Origin of the sequence: Halocatena salina (assembly GCF_023115355.1) — an archaeon.
Taxonomy (GTDB): domain Archaea; phylum Halobacteriota; class Halobacteria; order Halobacteriales; family Haloarculaceae; genus Halocatena; species Halocatena salina.
Map to the genome: position 1 here is coordinate 244,213 of NZ_CP096020.1, position 18,778 is coordinate 262,990.

At 53.9% G+C, this 18,778-nt stretch carries 17 protein-coding genes and 3 pseudogenes; 10 read left to right on the forward strand and 10 right to left on the reverse strand.

Annotation, left to right across the window (positions count from 1 at the left end):
* Positions 1–121 precede the first annotated feature (121 nt).
* From MW046_RS14055 to MW046_RS14065, 3 genes are all read right to left on the reverse strand, one after another.
* Positions 122–874 (reverse strand): sensor domain-containing protein, encoded by a 753-nt coding sequence (locus MW046_RS14055; RefSeq protein WP_247995201.1) that lies wholly within the window; start codon positions 872–874, stop codon positions 122–124.
* 174 nt (positions 875–1,048) lie between these two features.
* A complete protein-coding gene (locus MW046_RS14060) occupies positions 1,049–1,450 on the reverse strand; it encodes a DUF7521 family protein (protein WP_247995202.1) in 402 nt (133 codons plus the stop codon).
* Complete coding sequence (locus MW046_RS14065) at positions 1,447–1,800, reverse strand: winged helix-turn-helix domain-containing protein (RefSeq protein WP_247995203.1); 354 nt, start codon at positions 1,798–1,800, stop codon at positions 1,447–1,449. The genes MW046_RS14060 and MW046_RS14065 overlap by 4 nt, the downstream gene beginning before the upstream one ends.
* 264 nt (positions 1,801–2,064) lie before the next feature.
* Between MW046_RS14065 and MW046_RS14070 the strand changes: the two genes are divergently transcribed.
* From MW046_RS14070 to MW046_RS14095, 6 genes and pseudogenes are all read left to right on the forward strand, one after another.
* Complete coding sequence (locus MW046_RS14070) at positions 2,065–2,817, forward strand: CPBP family intramembrane glutamic endopeptidase (protein WP_247995204.1); 753 nt, start codon at positions 2,065–2,067, stop codon at positions 2,815–2,817.
* A 154-nt stretch (positions 2,818–2,971) separates the two neighbouring features.
* Positions 2,972–3,112, forward strand: a pseudogene (locus MW046_RS14075) (cold-shock protein); the annotation flags it as partial.
* Between the two features lie 193 nt (positions 3,113–3,305).
* A complete protein-coding gene (locus tag MW046_RS14080; RefSeq protein ID WP_247995205.1) occupies positions 3,306–3,491 on the forward strand; it encodes a hypothetical protein in 186 nt (61 codons plus the stop codon).
* A gap of 484 nt (positions 3,492–3,975) precedes the next feature.
* A complete protein-coding gene (locus MW046_RS14085) occupies positions 3,976–4,308 on the forward strand; it encodes a DUF5789 family protein (RefSeq protein WP_438268203.1) in 333 nt (110 codons plus the stop codon).
* Positions 4,309–5,146: 838 nt separating this feature from the next.
* Positions 5,147–6,328: an inorganic phosphate transporter gene (locus MW046_RS14090; protein WP_247995207.1), complete on the forward strand. Its 1,182-nt coding sequence runs from the start codon at positions 5,147–5,149 to the stop codon at positions 6,326–6,328.
* Positions 6,329–6,369: 41 nt separating this feature from the next.
* A pseudogene (locus MW046_RS14095) lies at positions 6,370–6,786 on the forward strand (universal stress protein).
* 17 nt (positions 6,787–6,803) lie between these two features.
* On the opposite strand, the gene MW046_RS14100 reads toward MW046_RS14095, so the two are convergent.
* From MW046_RS14100 to MW046_RS14110, 3 genes and pseudogenes are all read right to left on the reverse strand, one after another.
* Complete coding sequence (locus MW046_RS14100; protein ID WP_247995208.1) at positions 6,804–7,160, reverse strand: hypothetical protein; 357 nt, start codon at positions 7,158–7,160, stop codon at positions 6,804–6,806.
* 202 nt (positions 7,161–7,362) lie between these two features.
* Positions 7,363–7,473: pseudogene (locus tag MW046_RS14105) on the reverse strand (IS5/IS1182 family transposase); the annotation flags it as partial.
* 91 nt (positions 7,474–7,564) lie between these two features.
* A complete protein-coding gene (locus tag MW046_RS14110; protein ID WP_247995209.1) occupies positions 7,565–8,218 on the reverse strand; it encodes a helix-turn-helix domain-containing protein in 654 nt (217 codons plus the stop codon).
* An 87-nt stretch (positions 8,219–8,305) separates the two neighbouring features.
* Between MW046_RS14110 and MW046_RS14115 the strand changes: the two genes are divergently transcribed.
* Positions 8,306–9,253, forward strand: a complete 948-nt coding sequence (locus MW046_RS14115; RefSeq protein WP_247995210.1) for an NAD-dependent epimerase/dehydratase family protein — start codon at positions 8,306–8,308, stop codon at positions 9,251–9,253.
* Between the two features lie 583 nt (positions 9,254–9,836).
* On the opposite strand, the gene MW046_RS14120 is transcribed toward MW046_RS14115, so the two are convergent.
* The 3 genes from MW046_RS14120 to MW046_RS14130 all read right to left on the reverse strand — a co-directional run bounded on the left by MW046_RS14120 (position 9,837) and on the right by MW046_RS14130 (position 12,497).
* Positions 9,837–10,550 carry a phenylalanine--tRNA ligase beta subunit-related protein gene (locus MW046_RS14120; RefSeq protein WP_247995211.1) on the reverse strand — a complete coding sequence of 238 codons (714 nt, stop codon included), beginning with the start codon at positions 10,548–10,550 and terminating at the stop codon, positions 9,837–9,839.
* Positions 10,551–10,970: 420 nt separating this feature from the next.
* Positions 10,971–11,720, reverse strand: a complete 750-nt coding sequence (locus MW046_RS14125; protein ID WP_247995212.1) for a M23 family metallopeptidase — start codon at positions 11,718–11,720, stop codon at positions 10,971–10,973.
* A gap of 45 nt (positions 11,721–11,765) precedes the next feature.
* Positions 11,766–12,497 (reverse strand): lytic transglycosylase domain-containing protein, encoded by a 732-nt coding sequence (locus MW046_RS14130; RefSeq protein ID WP_247995213.1) that lies wholly within the window; start codon positions 12,495–12,497, stop codon positions 11,766–11,768.
* A gap of 375 nt (positions 12,498–12,872) precedes the next feature.
* Here MW046_RS14130 and MW046_RS14135 point away from each other — a divergent pair, with 375 nt between their 5' ends.
* Both MW046_RS14135 and MW046_RS19585 read left to right on the forward strand, forming a co-directional pair.
* Positions 12,873–13,664 carry a helix-turn-helix transcriptional regulator gene (locus MW046_RS14135; protein ID WP_247995214.1) on the forward strand — a complete coding sequence of 264 codons (792 nt, stop codon included), beginning with the start codon at positions 12,873–12,875 and terminating at the stop codon, positions 13,662–13,664.
* A 264-nt stretch (positions 13,665–13,928) separates the two neighbouring features.
* Entirely contained in the window at positions 13,929–14,156 is a 228-nt protein-coding gene (locus MW046_RS19585; RefSeq protein WP_368411430.1) for a hypothetical protein, read from the forward strand.
* 15 nt (positions 14,157–14,171) lie between these two features.
* On the opposite strand, the gene MW046_RS14145 is transcribed toward MW046_RS19585, so the two are convergent.
* Complete coding sequence (locus MW046_RS14145) at positions 14,172–16,751, reverse strand: glycosyl hydrolase (RefSeq protein ID WP_247995215.1); 2,580 nt, start codon at positions 16,749–16,751, stop codon at positions 14,172–14,174.
* Between the two features lie 312 nt (positions 16,752–17,063).
* On the opposite strand from MW046_RS14145, the gene MW046_RS14150 reads away from it, so the two are divergent.
* Complete coding sequence (locus MW046_RS14150) at positions 17,064–18,197, forward strand: TrmB family transcriptional regulator (protein WP_247995216.1); 1,134 nt, start codon at positions 17,064–17,066, stop codon at positions 18,195–18,197.
* Positions 18,198–18,778 lie beyond the last annotated feature (581 nt).

Below are 18,778 nucleotides of genomic sequence, written 5' to 3' on the forward strand. Positions count from 1 at the left end.
CGGATTCCACCGAAGTCCTCGCGCTTAATCGACAGTTTCCCCTGTTTCAATTTCTTTGAACATCCAGCTCGATCCGACGCCGTCTAGTGATTCACTTGAGCCGAATCGACCCGATATTGTGTCACCAGTGCGTGTCAACCTCCGGTCGAAGGAACGCTTGAGCGAACTGGCCCAGTCTGTGGGCAATGCCATTGGACAGATACAGGGAGATGAGTACCAGTACGACTCCACCGATTGAGAAGAGCAGGGCGATCCCTGGCGTATGGACCTCTGTGGCACTCGCTCCAATTGATAGATCAATGAAGCTCCCGATGATTGCTCCTGCTGTCTCGGCGATCCAGACGTCACCCTCGATGGTAATGACTGTCCACCGTGCATACATGTCTGACGTACTGGTGACACCAAGGAGTGTCATCACTTCTGGGGCAAACAGGGGGGTGGCCACATACGCCAGTCCCTGTAGCAGCAGGTATCCCCCGGTTGCCAGCCAGAGAAACCCAGTGGTGGCGATCACCCACAGAAAGAGAACGCTTCGCCGTGGCTCGGAAGCGGTGAGCGGGCCCACGAGTCGGTCTCTGACGCTCGTCGCCGGGCTGGCGGACAGCGTATCAGGGGCTGCTGGCGTGAGGTCAATCCCGAGCAGCCGGGTCGTGAGCCATCGTTGGACGCACGCCAGTGGACCGAAAGCCGTGAGTATGACGAGCAAAGGTGGTACTCCGAGCAGGACGATCAGCAACTCATTCTCGACGATCCCGGTGTACGCATACGCAAGGACGGAGAGATAATACAGCCCAGGCGAGGATGCGACCACGAGATAAGCGAGGTTCCGGTAGGTCTGTTTACGAACGATGACGCTGACGAAGGATCTGCTCATACTCGTTACTCCCGAGACGGTCAGTGCGAGGAGCCACATCATGTAGCAACTCCATGAATGCTGGTCGATAGAGCGGTGTTTCTCATTGCTCTGGTCCACGGTAAAGGCGGCCGAGATCGAGCACTCCGGGATGATAATGAAGCCCGGGAGTGACCAGTCATCTGGATGGTGTCGTTATCGGTTCGCATTTGAGTGTCTTTCTTGTGGTTGTTCGTCATGCGGTTGTGTCTGGTCGTGATCGCCGTACAGTGCATACGTGATACACGCAAGTCCGGCGAATTCGAGCAGACGCTCGACGAGAAGTGTAATGAACGGATTCTGTCCCCCGATCGAGGCCAGCAGAACCGACCCGATGAACGGCACCGTCGTCAGCAGTACGATTCCACTGGCGATGTACAGCATCGGCTTGCTTCGATTGCGACGGTAGCCTCGAAATGCCTGGTAGCCAATGAGAAGACCGAACGCTGCGGCGAGAACCCCGCTCACAACCAGAATCAACACTTTCACCTGAGACATCTCTGGTGAGACAACTTGGAGGAGTAGCTGATCGAAGCCGGTGGTGGATGGATGTCTCATCTGAGATTCTCCACGTATTGAGTGAACCGGTCTGCGACATCAGGCTCCGTCCGGGTGACTTCGACAGTGAACGTCCCATCATCCAATCGGACGGTGACCGCATCGAGGCGAGCCATGTAGACCGCGTAGTGATTACCATCCGGGTCGACCTGAAGCCGCTCGGTGAGTAACTCGTGGCGTTTCAGGTCGTCAACACGGCGATAGATCGTTTGAGGTGACGCGTCGCAGGTTTCACTGAGGGTCGTCGCTGACATTGGTTCCATACTGGTCGCGGCGAGGATCTCCCGAGCGTACTCGTCATCGAGGATGGCGGCGATTGCCGCCGTGTCCGTCTCGGTTTCCTCGTCCACAGGGCAGTGTTCGCAGCCGCACTATATAAAACAAGAACAGCAGTTCCCAAGCCAGGAACTCCGCTACTAGAGTTATACTCCCTGTCAGCGTCCCTCGGGATGAACTGAACCATGTCTGAGACACCCTCTCACCGATCGTCAGATACGATATCCGATGGACACAATCTTGTCCGTCGATTGATTGACCGCTATCCGCTTGCGACGTTTACTGTACTGGTATATACCATTTCATGGTCATGCTGGGGACTACATGCTTGGACTGATGTGTTCATACTGACCACCATCGGCGGATTTGGTCCGTTCATCAGTGGAGCGCTACTGATCAAAACGAGTGGTCAGAGCCTCCGAACATGGCTGTCGGATATATTCCGAATCCGCGTCGCTGCGCGCTACTATCTCGCAGCCCTCCTGATTCCCATTATTGTGATTGTTCTTGCTGGAGCAGCTCATGTCTGGCTGTTTGATGGGACGGTAACTCTCTCTACCATCCCATCCGTGGTAGTATTTCCCTTCTACATCGGAATTGTTCTGTTGTTCAACGGGATAGCCGAGGAGCCAGGGTGGCGCGGATTTCTACTTCCGCATCTGCAGGCGACCCAAAGTGCACTCACCGCAAGTCTTCTGGTCGGTATTGTGTGGGGGGTGTGGCATCTGCCACTGTTGATACTTCCAGGCCACAGTTTAACCGGCGTTAATCCGTGGATCTATCTACCGGGTGTGATAGCTCTCTCGATCATTTTGACGTGGCTTACGAACGCTGTCAAAGGCAGTATTCTCCCAGCGATCTTCTTTCACGCTAGCTATAACGTGAGTACATCATACTACCTGGTCGGCGGGAGTGAGGGCGCAACAATGTCACTGACGGGTGGTAGTCTGCTGCTTGCCATCTTCGGCACCGTTGCACTTGTCTTACTCATCCACTACGGGCCTGCACAGCTGGCTCCTGTCTCCCAGTCAATTATAGATGGCTCCATTGCCGATCGAACAGAGCACGAGCGAGAGAGGTTCCAAAAATGATCACTCTTGATCGGCACACCGAACAGGGGGCCTCACCGTGATCATCTTAGAAGTCGGTCGGATTTGTCATGCACAGCCATCTGCGACATTTAGATGTCCGGTATAGATTTCGAGTCCAGTTGTGCATGAGTAGTCTACCCAGCCGATCTCAGACATGGAGAATATTGGCGGCGCGGATCCCGTAGAGGGAACGGACGTCGAATTTGATATCGAACAGGCCCCGAAAGGTCCGAGCGCGACGAACGTCGTCCGCGCCGGAGACACTACTAGTCACTGGACGGTGACGAGCATTTGATTCATTTTTATATTTCAGATATGCTTTTCCCTGAGCGACGTCCACATCTGGACGTACACGTATACTGAGGACAGGAGCTTAGAAACCCCATACGGCCTGCTGACGGTCACTACTGTCCTACGGAAAGGCGTGAGTGCTCCATCGAAAATCGTTCACCCATCATATTATGTATGTGGCTCCCCACCACTATTTCATGGCAACGATTGTCTATCAGGGTCCGGATGACATTGTCTCAGATGACGTTGATGATGAGGATCTGAACTATCGTGAGGATCACTGGCAGATTCATCATGGTGATGATGAGTACACCTATCTTCCCCGAGACCGCGTCTACACTGTGAAAATGACAGATCCACACACCTTGTTTGAGAGAGAGTAGTACCTCATCTGCGACATCAACTGTGCGGCAGATGTCCACGACACAATTGATGATAATGAATGGCTGGAAGACAGGGAAGTTCCAAGAAAGCAGCTATTATAATATTTATGAAATTATATGTATTGATATACTATACACTCAGCTAAAAGTGAGTGTATAATCTATCAGGAATGAGTTACTGAGGGCCGCCGCTCTGGCGTTTCTCATAGGACGGGTTCGCCGCTCGACGAGCGAATGGTGTTCCCATGTTCACATTCCCCAGTCAGGAGAGACATCCGATAGCTATCGGTCTTCTACGCATACACGCGCGTAAGCTATCACAGCGTTCTCGCTTTCATGGAGAGCTACAAAAAATGGTTCTGACCGAATTCCGCAAACATTATTTCATATTACATCAGGCAGAACGCGCGGATATATTGGGGGAGACCGGGGAAGAGAAACAAAGAGCCCCAGCGTTATCCGTTTCACTCTTCTACAGTCTATGATGGTCGATTCAACCGACGATCAAGACAAGCACGCTCGTGATGAAGAGGGCCACCAACGAGAGCGGAAAGGCACCGAGCCGCGTAAGCGTTCCGACGAAACCGAGCCGCCACATGACCAGGATGACCAGCTTGGTGATCTCGATGCGGCTCTCGACGACCACGACTATCCAACGACTGTAGACGAGTTGGTCACGGCGTATGGGGACCGCGAGGTCGAATCCAAGCGCGACTGGAAATCAATCGAAGAAGTATTTGCTCCGATCGACAACGAGACATACGACTCCGCTGATGAGGTTCGACAGCGGATACTGCGGCTGTTATATCGGGAATGAGGGTCGTCTCCATCCACCAGGGACAACCCTCTCATATCTGAGGTTGACTTATCGGGACACCTGCTCTCCTCACAGCGCGTGATAGAACATAGTAGAGCGCAAGCAACCGAGATCCCAACTAGCGAGGAATATTGACTGGTCCGAGTGGAAACAGGGCTGAGTAACCGGACACGCTATACAGCCCGCTCATCCCCGCGAGCAGCACATCATAGCGGGACATCTGCGCACTGCACTCGATGTCGCGACCGACACTGGGCCCACGACGCTCCGCTCGCGCGATCACGTCGAAATGGGCTCACACTGGAGGAAGGCGGGCGTTTATGCGGTTTCACGTCCACAGATATAGAGAGAGATTCGACCGCTTGATACAACAGAGATAGATTCAGTACGACGAATCGCTCGCAAGTCGTTAGCGGCGTCGTATGCTGTCCTTAGCGATGAGACGATCGAGACAGCTGTTGAGGAGTGGTATGCAGCGGACGCGTTCGACGAATACCTCGCGAGTGATGAAATGGTATTTCTTGTCGCGGCCGGCGAGGACGATGTTGCCGACTTTTCTCAGAGCCACATTGTCGAAACGGACGACAAAGGACGGATCCTGTGGCTACATGTTGCCCCGGGGACGGATCTGTCATGTGGTGGTTCGTCGTCGGGCGTCGCATCACCTGTCTATCGAAGACGAATGAATGCGATGTAACCGTCTTGGGGGACAGTGAGAGTGTAGTCACTCACATCAAAGTAGTTATCGTATCACCGTCTGAAAGTGGCTAATAATGAGCGAGACTCGTCCGGAGAGGATACATCACTTATTTCATCGATACTGTCGTACTTTCTGCCGATGGTCGAAACTCTTCTACTGGTAGGTATCATTGCGTCGATATTCGTTGGGTTCAATATCGGTGGTTCGTCGACGGGGATCACGTGGGGGCCGTCCGTCGGTGCCGGTATCGTAAAGAAGACGACTGCTGCGGCCGTCATGACCGTCTTCGTCTTTCTCGGCGGCATTACCGTCGGGCAAAACGTGATGGCGACGCTCAGTGAAGGCATTATTACAACCAATCTCACACTATCGGCGGGCGTTGCCGTCCTCTTTTTCATCGGATTGGGAATTCTCGTCGCCAATATCTTTGGCGTCCCCGTTCCGACATCGATGACGACCGTGGGTGCAATCGCTGGACTCGGGTTAGCGACCGACACCCTCAACTACGCGACGATTGCAGAGATCATTTCGTGGTGGATCGTCACCCCGATCATCGGCTTTTGGATCGGCGCTGTCATCGGGCGATACGTCTATCCGGAAGTCAATCGACGAGTGAAGATCGAGAAATCCGATGGGCCGTTGCTGACTCTCGATCGACAGGGAACGGTTTTGAAGCCTACGTTCGGTCCGAACACGAGTTGGCGGGAACTCGGTAGCACGACGTTCGTCCTCGCTATCGGCTGTTACATGGCGTTCAGCGCTGGCGCGAGTAACGTTCCGAACGCCGCTGCGCCGCTCGTCGGCGAAGCCGGACTGGAGGTTAATACCGCGGTCATCATCGCCACTTTCGCTATCGGTTTCGGTGGGTTCACCATTGCCCGCCGCACGATGGAGTCGGTCGGCGGCGAATTGAGCGATATCCCGCTGCTAGCGGCCCTATTCGTCATGGTGACCGCAGCCACGATCACGACTGCTCTCTCTTATATCGGAATCCCGATCAGCCTCGTGATGGCGACCGTGATGACGATCGTTGGCATCGGATGGGGTCGGGCAACCCGGCCGATCACTTTCCGTGAGGCTGTCACCCGCGCTCCTGAGGTGAAGGACCGCGAGATCCAACTGGGCGCCATCGTCGCCGAAGAAATAGAAGACGAGCCGACACCCCCAATCGGCGAGGAAGAGGCCGAAGAAGTGCTTCACGGCAGCGACCTCTTCAACCCTCGGGCAGTGATCAAGTACGTCTCGATGTGGATCATCGGCCCGTCGATGTCGACACTCCTGGCCTACGGGTTCTTTATTATTTTCCCGGGAGTCACCTGACGGAGGGGATACTTACGTCCCTGACTGCTGTATCTCAGTGCATGCTCTCGCGAATCCTCGTTCCGATGGACGACTCTGGTCAGGCACATCCCTGAGTACGCGCTCGATAACCATCCCGACGCCGAGGTCACGTCCTCCACGTCGTTGGTGTCCCATCGATGATGATGGACGATGCGGTGAGCCTTACGCTCGAGGACGACATCAACGAGGCGGCCGCCGAACGCGCCGAACCGGTTTTCGACCGTGCCCACACGAGGGCCGACGAGTGGGACCGCGAGATCGAGATGATCGTCGGCATCGGACACCCGGTTCGGAACATCATCGACCGTGTCGGCGACTACGACGTGACCGTGATCGGTATGGCGCAGATCGAGAGCATGCAGTGGGCCGGTTTCTAGCTGGGAGTCGCTGAGACGGTGTCGAAGCGAGTTCAGATACCGGTTCCGATCGTCCACTGATAGTAATCTTCAAAATCCTACTGGTCCGACTCGTTCTCGGTCGAGTCCTCGATGATCTCTTCAACTTCGTCTTCCCGAGGGCGACGATCAACGCGTTCATCGACGGCCTGGACCTGTTCCTGTACTTCTTTGATCTGCTTCTCGACCGTCTCATCGACAGCTTCTTCGACCGTTTCCTCGACCGCTTGTGTCATCCAGTCGGGATCGAAACGGGCCATCTTCCAGACTACGTGAAGGACGTACGCCGAGAAGACCCCCAGGCCGAAGGCGATCCCGATGCCGAACTCCAGCGTCGCGATCAAGACGATCGCGAGGACGATCAACGCACCGTAGGCAAGGTCGACGATTGCGTCGACGTGGATCGGCTTCAGCATCGACGAACCTCATCTACCCCGATCGGCCGGGAGCGTTCTCGGTAGCGACTGACGTGTCCGTCTCGAACGGATCGCTGAGTGGATTCAGTTCGCTGTTGCCCGCTTTGCCACACACGTTCCCGATCAAAACACATAATGTGCGTACATAGGGCACTCTCGATTGAAATTCTTTGGCAAGGATTGCACAGATAGCGGCCATGGGTGTATAGCGTCGTTTCGAGTATTTTGAGGAATATCGTGAAACTGCTTGCCGGGCGAGATGAAGTGCGTACTCGACGAACCGGAGTAACTGCGACTGTGGGCGGGTCTGCATCCACCCGCACTACTAACAACTGGAATCGAGAAGCTAATTTGCTCATGCAGGGCAAGCTCGAAATATACAACACAGTATATATTTCAGAGAGCTATAGACGAGTGGTTCGTACGATCTTCGATTCGGCCTTTCGTAGATGCTCGGCTGCCGTGCTCGGTGCACATCCAATCCGTGCCGCAATATCCTCATAGGTCCCCTGACGAGGGATATCATAGTACCCAATGTCTTTTGCAGCCTCAAGGGCATCGTACTGTCGCTCAGAGAATATCGGTTCCGACAAACCTGGTATCCCCCCTAATCCACTCACTTCATTGACCGTTACCTCGAATAGGGATGGAATCTTTGCGACAGTTGTCTGTACTTCGTCGGTCGGGCCGAACAACGAGATCGTTACCGAACTATCGCCGTAAGTGTACGGGGGAACCATAAGCAGACTTCCGCGAGTAAGGGTTGCGAAGAGCTGCTCTGATATCTTGTTTAATTCAGTCTGAAAGTATGTATAAAAGCTGTTGTCACCGGTTTTCATGATCTCAAAGTCCAGAACTTCTGGCTTCTGCTGTATCTGATTTTGAAAGGCGGTGACATCGCCCTCGATATAGATCAACAGCCCAAGCCGGTCATCCGAGGCATTCAAATGGAGACCGACGGCACGATCGAGATACGATGCACTAGAGAGTTCCTGGAACATCGAAGCGCTCTCATCGTGGTCGCCTCCTGTTTTGATCGTCAGCCGGAGGTGTTTCATGCTGTAGCATCTGCCCCGTCTCAGTTAAACCCCCCGTTGAACTCTTGCAACAGCCCTACTGCGCCACAACGACAAGCATCGATTACAATGCGAGTATTCATCGCAGGATCGACTGGAGTGCTTGGTCGACGACTCGTCTCCGAATTTAGTGAACACGGACACACCGTAATCGGACTCACACGAGATACAAACGGTGATGAGATCGTCGAAGCACGTGGTGGTGAACCTCGGCGCGGTGACCTATTCGATGAAGCTTCGGTAGTTCAAGCTGCGGAAGGAGCTGACACAATCATCCATGCTGCAACGGCGATACCGACCGACTCAGCCACTCCCGAAGCGTGGGAGCTCAATGATCGGGTTCGGACGGAAGGAGCCGAGGCCCTTACCAAAGCGGCGGTTGAGGTTGATGCTGACCAGTATCTCCAGCAAAGCATCGTTTATGTGGCTCGCCAACCCGATGGAAGTGCATACGATGAGAGTTCGGTACCCAATCCAGTATCTTGGACACAGTCTGCGCTCGACGCTGAAAAAATTGCAGTAGAAGCCGGTAAGAAGCATGGCTTCGACGTATCGGTTCTTCGATGCGGTAACTTCTACGGAGCCGATTCCTACTATACGCGCGCTGATGGAAAGGGTCTTATTCGTGATGAGCGACCGATTATCGAGGGAACACAGGAAACACTGGTCTCGTATCTTCATCTGGACGATGCGGCCAAGGCATTCATCGCCGCCGCTGAGGCCACGCAAAGTGATCTGTGGCACGTCGTTGATGATGAACCGATGAGCGATGCCGAGTACATCTCGATCCTTGCAGAGCAGCTTGACACATCCGTTCCCGGACTCATTTCGGAAGAAGCCGCTTGTGAGGCCATGGGTGACATTACAGTAGAGTTGTTTGCGAACGCGTGGCCGACATCGAACGAAAAGATTCGGGCAGATCTCGGCTGGAAACCTATGTATCCAACGTGCCAAGAGGGGCTTATGCAGGTCGTGGACGCCTGGAAATCGGACGGATTCCTCTTCGACACAGAATAACACCACGCCCATACAGTGTAAATTCAGGTATCAATCAGTGATAGGCTAGGTCAATTATGTACGTCTCGCTTCGAAATATAGACTACTGATATTGGATTCCAAGATCGATCGTGAATTAGAAATCCACCTAGCAGACGTCTAGTAGTCGAGCAAGTATGACCACATTACTAATCGGACGCCTCCAGCCACAAACGGGACACTGCCCCGATATCTCCGAGACTGATCCCAGCCAGTCCAACCACCTCGGTGCAGATGGCGGCCAACAGCGTTTTTCCCAGCTCAGCCAACTTGGCTGTCGTTTTCAATTGTAGTTTCGTTTTCAAGTAATGGGATGCTCTCGGCCGATGCGTCATGTGTGTCTGTGATTCTAACGTATGCACGTCTTGTATTTACACATGGGAAAGCCACATGAGCTTAATATGCATGCCCCATCTATAATCTGTCCAGTAGGTGTGGTAGTTTGAAGATGCTCTGTCATAGGAACGAGCGAGAGCCGTACTGGGAGAGTTATATGTCTACGCGACTGCGATCAAAAGTCGTCGACGCACAAACGAGGATAGATCAAGGCAGAGGAAGCGGACGCTCAGTCGTCCGCAGGTGTGGTTACGCGGCTGCCCGTGGTCACGTCACGCTGCACGTGGAGGAACTCCATTTCGGCATCTGGACACGTGCGCTTGATCAGAGTGAATGTTTCACGACACAATGCACGACCATCTGCCTCAGACATGCTTGGATTGCCTGGGACGATCAGCAGGACCTCATCGGTGGACTCGGTGACTTTAAATGCATCTGCATCCCGACTCACAGGGCCCAGAAGCGCAAGGATATCCTCGTCGGATTCCCAGAGCAGATCCCCCTGTGTAGCTGTCTCCGGTTCCTCGTGGAAGATGGGGAGCATCGTCTCGCCACCCTCTGCCCGACGGATCGTGATCGGGGCGCTGATGTCACCCGCATCGTGCATTCCCATGATCGCGCCCGATCGTGCTCCCACAATGTTGTACGCGTCGACAACGTTGTTGTTGCGATTAAAACCTCTCGCCTCAATTAGTTTGACGAGTTGTTCCCCAGCTGGTTCTTGATCGGGTCGTCCAAGCCGACGGAACAACTCCCGTGACCCGTCAACTACATCGGATTCTACCACCTCCGAGGCATCCCCGGTCAGCTGGTTGATTTCGTTGATTTCCGCATCCAATGCGTCTGTTTCTGCCTGAACGTCGAGATTCCGGATGTGACACCCCACGGGATCGATGCCCAGAGCACGAACATCGTCCGTGACGAATACTGTGTTGCTATCCATTACCACATACCTACCTTTATAACCGGAGTTGTTATAATTTTCTATAAATTACCTAATTGCTCAGTGGTTTTGAGATAGGAGCTGAGAAAAATTAAAGATTGATAAATTATCGGCACATTAATAGTTAGGTACGTCTCATCAAGGTCATAACTGATGATCTTGTCTTTTTGCCATCTGATCTGTCCGACACACTCCCTTTCAGAACGTATTCTGCGTCTATCCTCTCGTTCACATCTGCTATTATATCTAAAGGAACATGGGTTTACAGCCTGTAATCGTAAAACTCCTCTATGCCTTATTAAACCTATTGAATATGGTATATTCATATAGGAAGACACGAGAGAGATCGTCGTCAACGATGTCTGAGAGCAAAATCAGTCAGAGCTGATTCATCTATTGTCTTTTGCCATCGGTGTACGATTAGATACCGCTGTAATCTTTGGGGATCGCATTGCCTGCAGTAACGGTCTGCCCGTCGCTTCCAGGGATCGACAAGTGTGTCCGATTTTGTTCGATAGTGAAATGCAGATGGGGGCCCGTCGAGTTGCCCGTATCGCCCATCCCACCGATTTTCTGTCCCCTCGAAACGCTCTGGCCTTGAGAGACAGCAAAGCTGTTCAGATGACAGTACATCGTCTGATAGCCGTTTCCGTGCCCGAGTTTGAGGTAGTTGCCACAGCCTCCTGCTTCGAAGTTTCGAACGTCGACAACGCCATCACGCGCTGCATAGATCGGCGTTCCGATGATCCCATCGTTGCCGAAATCAACCGCGTTGTGACCAGGACGGGCCCCATACGGAGACGTGATGTATCCGTTAATCGGCCACGTGAAGTCCGTCTCGCCCCCACCACCATCGGAAGTGCTCTTCAAGTACGTGTCAACGGACCAGCCCCAGATGTCATCAGCCAACCAGTGGACGCCCCACCAGGTGTAACCGTTTTTGTCGGTCGGCCCGTTCATGATCTCGCCTTCAGTGCCGGGAGCCATCGTGGCGAGCACTTGCGAATCCGTCCCGGGCTGCTTGCGCGTGTTGAGGTTTGTCGTTGGAGTAACGCGATCACCATCGGTAAACGCGCTCACTTTCCCGCTCAATACAGTCGGTACCGCCAGTGCAGTAGCGGCTGTACCGAGTACTTTTCCGAACGTCCGTCGTGAAAGATCACGTGTCATTGGTAACTGTCGCTGTTGGTGTGTCGGATGGTTGTTTACCGTCCGCTACGCGTGTTTGAGATACTGTTCAACGGACCAGCCCCAGATGTCATCAGCCAACCAGTGGACACCCCACCAGGTGTAACCGTTTTTGTCGGTCGGCCCGTTCATGATCTCGCCTTCAGTGCCGGGAGCCATCGTGGCGAGCACCTGCGAACCCGTCCCGGGCTGCTTGCGCGTGTTGAGGTTTGCCGTTGGAGTAACGCGATCACCGTCGCTGAATCCACCACCGCCACCTCCGCCACCACCGTAGCGGTCGCGGTAGACGGCAGCGGTCTCTTTGACATGGTTGACGTAGTCCCAACTGTGGTTATAGGCGTACAGCGCATCGTTCCAGTTTCCGGGTGCACCTGAGGCGGTCAGGTAGTTGGCTGCGGCCGGGATCGCATCCTGGTAGTCGCAGATGTTCTTGTCGCCATCGCCATTGCCATCGACACCGTAGGCATCCCACGTCGCCGGCATGAACTGCATTGGGCCTTTCGCGCCCGCGCCGGATTCGGCACACCCCGTCGTGTACTGACCGTGTTGGGTTTCGACCCATCCGACACCCGCTAGATACGTCCAGTCGATTCCCCATTCACTTCCCGTCTGCCGATACTCGGTGAGATAGTTCGACGGAATATCGCCGGTAGGATTCGCTGCAGCGGTGCCCGACAGTACCGACGTGGCACCAACAGCGGCGACACTTGTACTTCCCAATGCTTGCAGCATCGACCGTCGTGTTAATTGGTCTGTCATTGATTGTCAATTGGTCGCTTTATGGCACTAGGGTTCAATTTCGTTTACCAGACTTATAGAGGCGTACACTCCCTCGTACGTATCATCGGTAACGCACCCGACGGTGCCGAACTGGTCGACTTTAAAGTGAGTCGGTGCTCCTTCTCAACTCGGTGATCCTCGGTCGATTCAAGCGGCCTGATTTCCCGTCTCATACTATTTGTTCCATCTCGTAGCAAGCAGGAGTACAAGCGGGGGGTAAATATAATTATTTGTTGATATTATTCACGAAGTGAGATCCTCTCAAGTCCTGAAATTCTCTCATTATATGAGATTTTCTCGGAAGATGTACAGATGTGAAACGTTATAAGCACCCCATTTGTTATAAAAACAACCATGACAGACCTTGATCAGTTCATCGACTTTATCAGATATTCACCTCTGATCGAAACGTTGCAGGGAGAAGCGCTGGAACGAAAAGAGTTAGAACAGCGACTGGAGATTTCGAGAGCGACTAGTCATCGGTACACGAACGCCCTCGGTGAGAGTGGACTGATAGAGAAATCGGACGGAGCGTTCACTCTCACGGAGCTCGGCGAGATGATTACAGAGACAGTGGTCGAGTTCAAGCAGGAGACACGGACGGCGTTGATACTCGCGCCTGCGCTTGAAGCTCTCCCTCCCACCGCCCCAGCGATTGACATCGCTGCCTTCACTGATGCGACCGTGACGACTGCCGGTCCCGGAAACCCCTACCGGGGCGTGAATCGGTTCATGTCATTGGTGGATGAGACCTCTACACTGCGGGGACTCGATCCAACCTCAATCAACCCGCAGCACATCGATGAACTCCACGCCCAAATCTGCGACGGTATGGAAACCCAGGTCGTCTTTCCGCCAGCGATCGCTGAGAAACTCCTTGTCTCGAACCCCGAGCGGGCGCAAACGATCTTCGAGAGCGGAAACCTCACCTTCTGGATTCATGACGATCTCCCGTTCGGGCTCACCCTCTGTGACGACCGCATCGGGATCGGCATCTACGACGACGAAACCGGCATGCTCAAGACCTATGTTGACACCGATGCAGCCGCAGCCTATGACTGGGCTGAGAGCCTCTACGAGTTCTATCGATCGGACGCTGATCCTCTCGACTGGGATGACAAAGAATCCGAAACGCTATCGCTGTAGCAACACACAGAAGTGCGCAATACGGACTGGGCGATGCACTAATCATCCCTAGATCGTGAAATTCCACACCTCAAATGTCTACACTCAGAGTACATCAACCATTAAAAGAAAATTCGCACGACAGTCGCGAGTAATCGGCCACTGTCTACGCTGTACATGGGTATTGTACGCGATGGAGCGCCCTCACCGGTTTGTCGAGGCGCTGTGATCTCATGGATAAACTTATATTTTTATAAATTATTACTGTAATAGGGTGACCATTGGTTGACAGCGACATCAAGAGCTACCGATATCCACACGAGAAGACGCGTCGTTGACGCTATCACCAACCTACCAACGAGTTCCCTGCTCTTGAATCCCGGTCACCGTCGTATCCTTATCTACGGGAAGCCCTTCGGCGAAGACCGTATCAACACCAAGATCGCCAGCGACGGCACGAACGACATCCTCGGAGCCATTGCTACCGGCGTCTCCTGTCTTCGGTTTCCATGAGATCCGAAGTGTACATTAGGTTTCCATATCTGATCTCGGAGCCAACTCAGGGGTGACCGAACCGTTTGAGGATTTCTGTGCATTGGCCGGGACATCCATGGAAAACCCATCCGAGAAGGTCACTGTTCTCGTCGAATCGGAAGCATTGTACGCGATGTAGGTTTTCTCCGTTCCGTCGTCGAAGACAGCGTACATCGGCACGTCGGCCACGACTGAGGGATCAACAGTCCCCATGGCGTCCATATTGTACACCCAATGATACGTAAACGCTGTCGAGGAACCGCTACCACTCGAATCGGCAAGCGGAAGCTCGGACTCCATTAACCCAACCGCATCGCCAGCGTCGTGCAGTGACCGGTAGCCCCAAGCGGCGGTTTTCCACCCATCCAGAAAGTCCGTGTCGGGTGCATCGACGTCCGGTTTACACGTCGTTTCCAGTCCGCGTGTGCGCGTCATATCATCCCAATTTTCCCTAGCGTAGGTTTGATCCCACCCGAGATACAGCGAATGGCCGTTGATGGGGAGCCAGTTGATCCCGAACACCTCGATCGTGTCGAGTGGTCCCCAGAAAACGTGGTGATCGTATCCGGTCGACCAGACGATGGAAGCGTAATCGAACTCCGGTGCTCCCCAGGGCGGCGTCGCATCGTCACAGGCCGTCCCTGAAGACACGTCGTCACCCCAGGACGTGGGGAACGAATCGTGGCTCGGATCGAACCAATACTCCCAGATTGCAGTCACTTCGTGGGTGTACGCGGCGATCGCGGCGTCTCGCATGGCCGTATTGCCGGTCAATTCGGCCCATTTAATCATTCCTGCGTAGGCGTTGACTGCCTCTGACGAGGATTCCTGGTTGTTTCCGTCAGCAGCGGCTGCGTCTCCGCCCGCAAACGAATGTCCACCGTACGGATCGAAGTTTCGCATGAACGGGAATGCGTCCTTTGGGGCGTCCTTGGGCAACGATCCAAACGGATCCGTTCCATCGGGACGCTCCCAGTTGGCGTAGTCGCGGATGAGCAGATTCACCATTCCTTCGTATTCGGAAACCCATTCATCGTCCATGCGCGCGATTTCCGCTGCCGCATTCACGAAATAGCCATAATGGAAGTGGTGATCGTTCAGGATCGATGCTGATCCGAATCCATCGGGGTATCCGATCAACGACCCGACTGCGTCGTGGTAGTAAAACAGCTCTTCTTCTTCGACCGTGTCGTAGCTCGTATCTTCAACCGTCAGCCAACCACTCAACTTGTCCGCGATCCCGTTCAGGAAGTGATCACGGGCTGTGGTGTTGCCGACTTGTTGAGCGATCGGGATCGCTTGCCAGTTGCGATTGTAATCTTTTCCAGCCCAGTAGGTATTCGTTTCACTTCCGCTTCCGTTCTGCCAGAGCGAATTCGATGCGAGACGGTCGAGATAAGCCGAAAGCGTTGCTGTGTCGTAGTTCCCTTCGTCACTCAAAAACGGTAGAATCCCTGGATAGGTCATGGTCGTATCGAACGACGACCCGGCAAACAGCTTGAGCGTCCCTCGTGGAGAAAAGTACGTGTAGTCGGTCAGCGGATCGCTGGAATGTTTCCACTGGTGGGGGAACAGACACGTGAGGACTTCGTTATCGCCGGCGGTGTTCTCCGCTTTGGCCTCGGTTCGAAACGAGAAGGTCGACCGAACCGATGAGATGGGCGTCCGGTCGGCATCCGTCTTCACGTAGTTCCATTCGACCGATGTATCGCGGATGACGTTGTAAGCGTACGTTTCGAAGAGGTCGAGTACATCCGATCCGGCATCAGGCAGCAACGCCACTGTGAGATAGCCATCTCCATCGAGTGATGAGGTCAACGTCGACGTTCCCGTACCCGTCCACGTCGCATCAGCTGGTGCGAAAATACCGTACTGTTTGGTGTAGTCGTCCGCCGTGATGCCGTCGACCGATACACCGAGGACGTTGCCGCGGTCGGCCCACACGGAGATGTTCGCGTCGTCCACCGGCACAACGTTCGATGGCGTGCTATCTTTGGTCTCGAAGGTCAACTCCGCGTCACCCCCGTTGTACTCGACGAAAAACAGCGGACAGCCACGCGCCATCGTCACGTCCATCGCTGTTGCCGTTCCGTCCCCCCACCTCGCTCGGACGTGCCAATCGCCCCAATCGTCGGCTGCCGATTCGGCGTAGTCAGTCGCGGCGTTACCGATCGTTAACTGCGGGGTGTTCAGATAGTCCATCTTGAGAAACCCTTGCTCTGCCGGGTCGCCGAACCAGTCGCTCGGATACTGGACTGTCAGTCCACGCGTATTCGCCTCGGCGTAGTACGGCAGACCGACGACCGCACCACGTCCGTGTGGATCGTCGTTGGTTCCGAGGATGATCGATGTCCACCAGTCGTTCGTCGGAATCGGACCGGATGCGTTCGCGGTGGTGTACACTTCTTCCGACGACGGCGGAGTTGCATAGTCGGCCGTGATATCACCGTCGTCAGGCAATGCCGTGGTGTAACTACCGCTGCCGACCGAAACCACGTCCGAACGTGGAATCGCTCCCTGAGCGGTGTCCGGGGAAACCCCCGCGAGTGCAGCCATACTGGCGAGTCCTTTCATGTATCTCCTTCGTGATACCCGTAACCGTTCCAAAATCGTGTTTTTTGCTGTCATGAATGACGCTCGGACACAGTTAAAGCCGGTCACGACACAGACCCGGTTGCTCTCCAGTCCGATCAGTACATCCGGATGCAAGACTGGCCGGACGATGAAACCGAGATCCCCTGCGCCGATCGTGCTTCTCACATGATTCTGTGCCCACTCAAAAAACATTCGACATGGTTAAAAATACTATCCAATAAGTTTGACATTATGTAGGTCTATGGGTCAATAGGGAAATAACTCTTCACGGTTGAATAGTATACATCAGGTATGAATCGGGATGCACTACGGAGGGCGCTGGAAAACGCTGATTTAACCGCGTACCAGGCGAAGGCGTACCTCACACTGATCGACAACGGTCGTCTTTCGGCGGTCGATGTCGCCGAAAAGGCCACCATTCCCACCTCACAGATCTACAAGACGCTGCGATCGCTCGAGGGGATGGGGTTCATCGAGATCATCGAACAGGACACGCTACACGCCGAACCTCGGGATCTCACGGCTGTCCAGTCCCAACTCCGAAAGCGAGGAGCACTGCTGAGTGACGCGGCAGACGAACTCGAAGAACGCTGGACGCGACCGACTGCCAACGAGCACCGGGTCAGCGTGGTCAAACACGCCGAAACGGTTATCGAACGCGTTCGTGATCGACTGTCCGAGGTGGCTGTCAGCGCTGAACTTTCGGTGACGATGGAGCAGTTGATAACACTCGGTCCCGATCTCATGGCAGCTGCAGAGCGTGGCGTCGTGGTTCACGTATCCGTGTACGATGATGACGACGTCACTCAGAGATGTCGAGATGCCGACCTCCTCGATTCTCCGATCGAAATCCGTGTTGCGTCGATCCCGGGACCGTTTCTCGCAATCCTCGATCGCCGATCGACGTATTTTACTCCGAACGATCGAGCGGACGAAACGTACGGCGTCCTCATCGAGGACGAAATCCTCTCGTTTATCAATCACTGGTACTTCCGGACGTGTCTCTGGGACGTGTCTCCGACCGTCGACGCGGTACCCAGCGGACGGATGACGTATCTCAGTTTAGAGGAGTTCCTCCGTGATATCGGACCGCTGTACCACCAAGGAGCGACGATTTCAGTTACCATCGTGGGGTGTACTGGGAAAAGTGATCGTACGAACACCGTACACGGGGAGATCTCCGGACTGTTCTATCCCGGTGTTCTGGAAGGGATCGAATCACCATCGTTAGGACAGCTCTCGACGTTTTCGACGGTCTTCATCGATACTGACGAAACGAGATATTCGGTCGGGAGCTGGGGTGCCGTGTTCGAAGACATCGAGGCGCTGACGATCAGGATCGATGACATCGTGTTTCCTTCCCAGCCGTCGACCGATGGGACCGAACGCTCCGAAATCGCGGGGACCCGTGCCGACGATTCGTAGCCCCGCCGGTCGAAACCGCGGATACGGTGGCGGTGCCCGTTTACCGAAAATAATCATATAAATATTATATGGCGTAGATGTGTATATATAGGAGTAGAAAACGACTGCCGAGCGCTCGCAGCCGCTATGCCCGGTGGTTATCGAACTATTCGGATTTTCTACTACATAACGTCTACTCTACACTACTTCGTATTGAATGTTTATTATCAATTGAGTCGAGGGATCGTTGACTATCAGGATTCCCGATCCAAGCGTTTCGAGTAAGGTCCCATCGGGCGGTGTCATAGCGGAACCGGTTTCTTCCACCGTCAGCTTCCGTTACACGGGTACGATTGTAATCGACACCGTTCGACGAATGAGACCAACTCACACGATGGGAATTGTGGCAATTGATTCTATATACTTCTGTTTCTATCGGTGGCAGTTGATGATCAGTAGAGTTGTATGATTTCTCGACTATACACAGTACCGCGTGTATACGTCTTAATATCCTATTTTACACTCTCAATTTTATTTTATCAGAATAGAAAATATATTTAAAATATTATGAGGGTGTTCTCCGAGATTCAGACGGAGATACA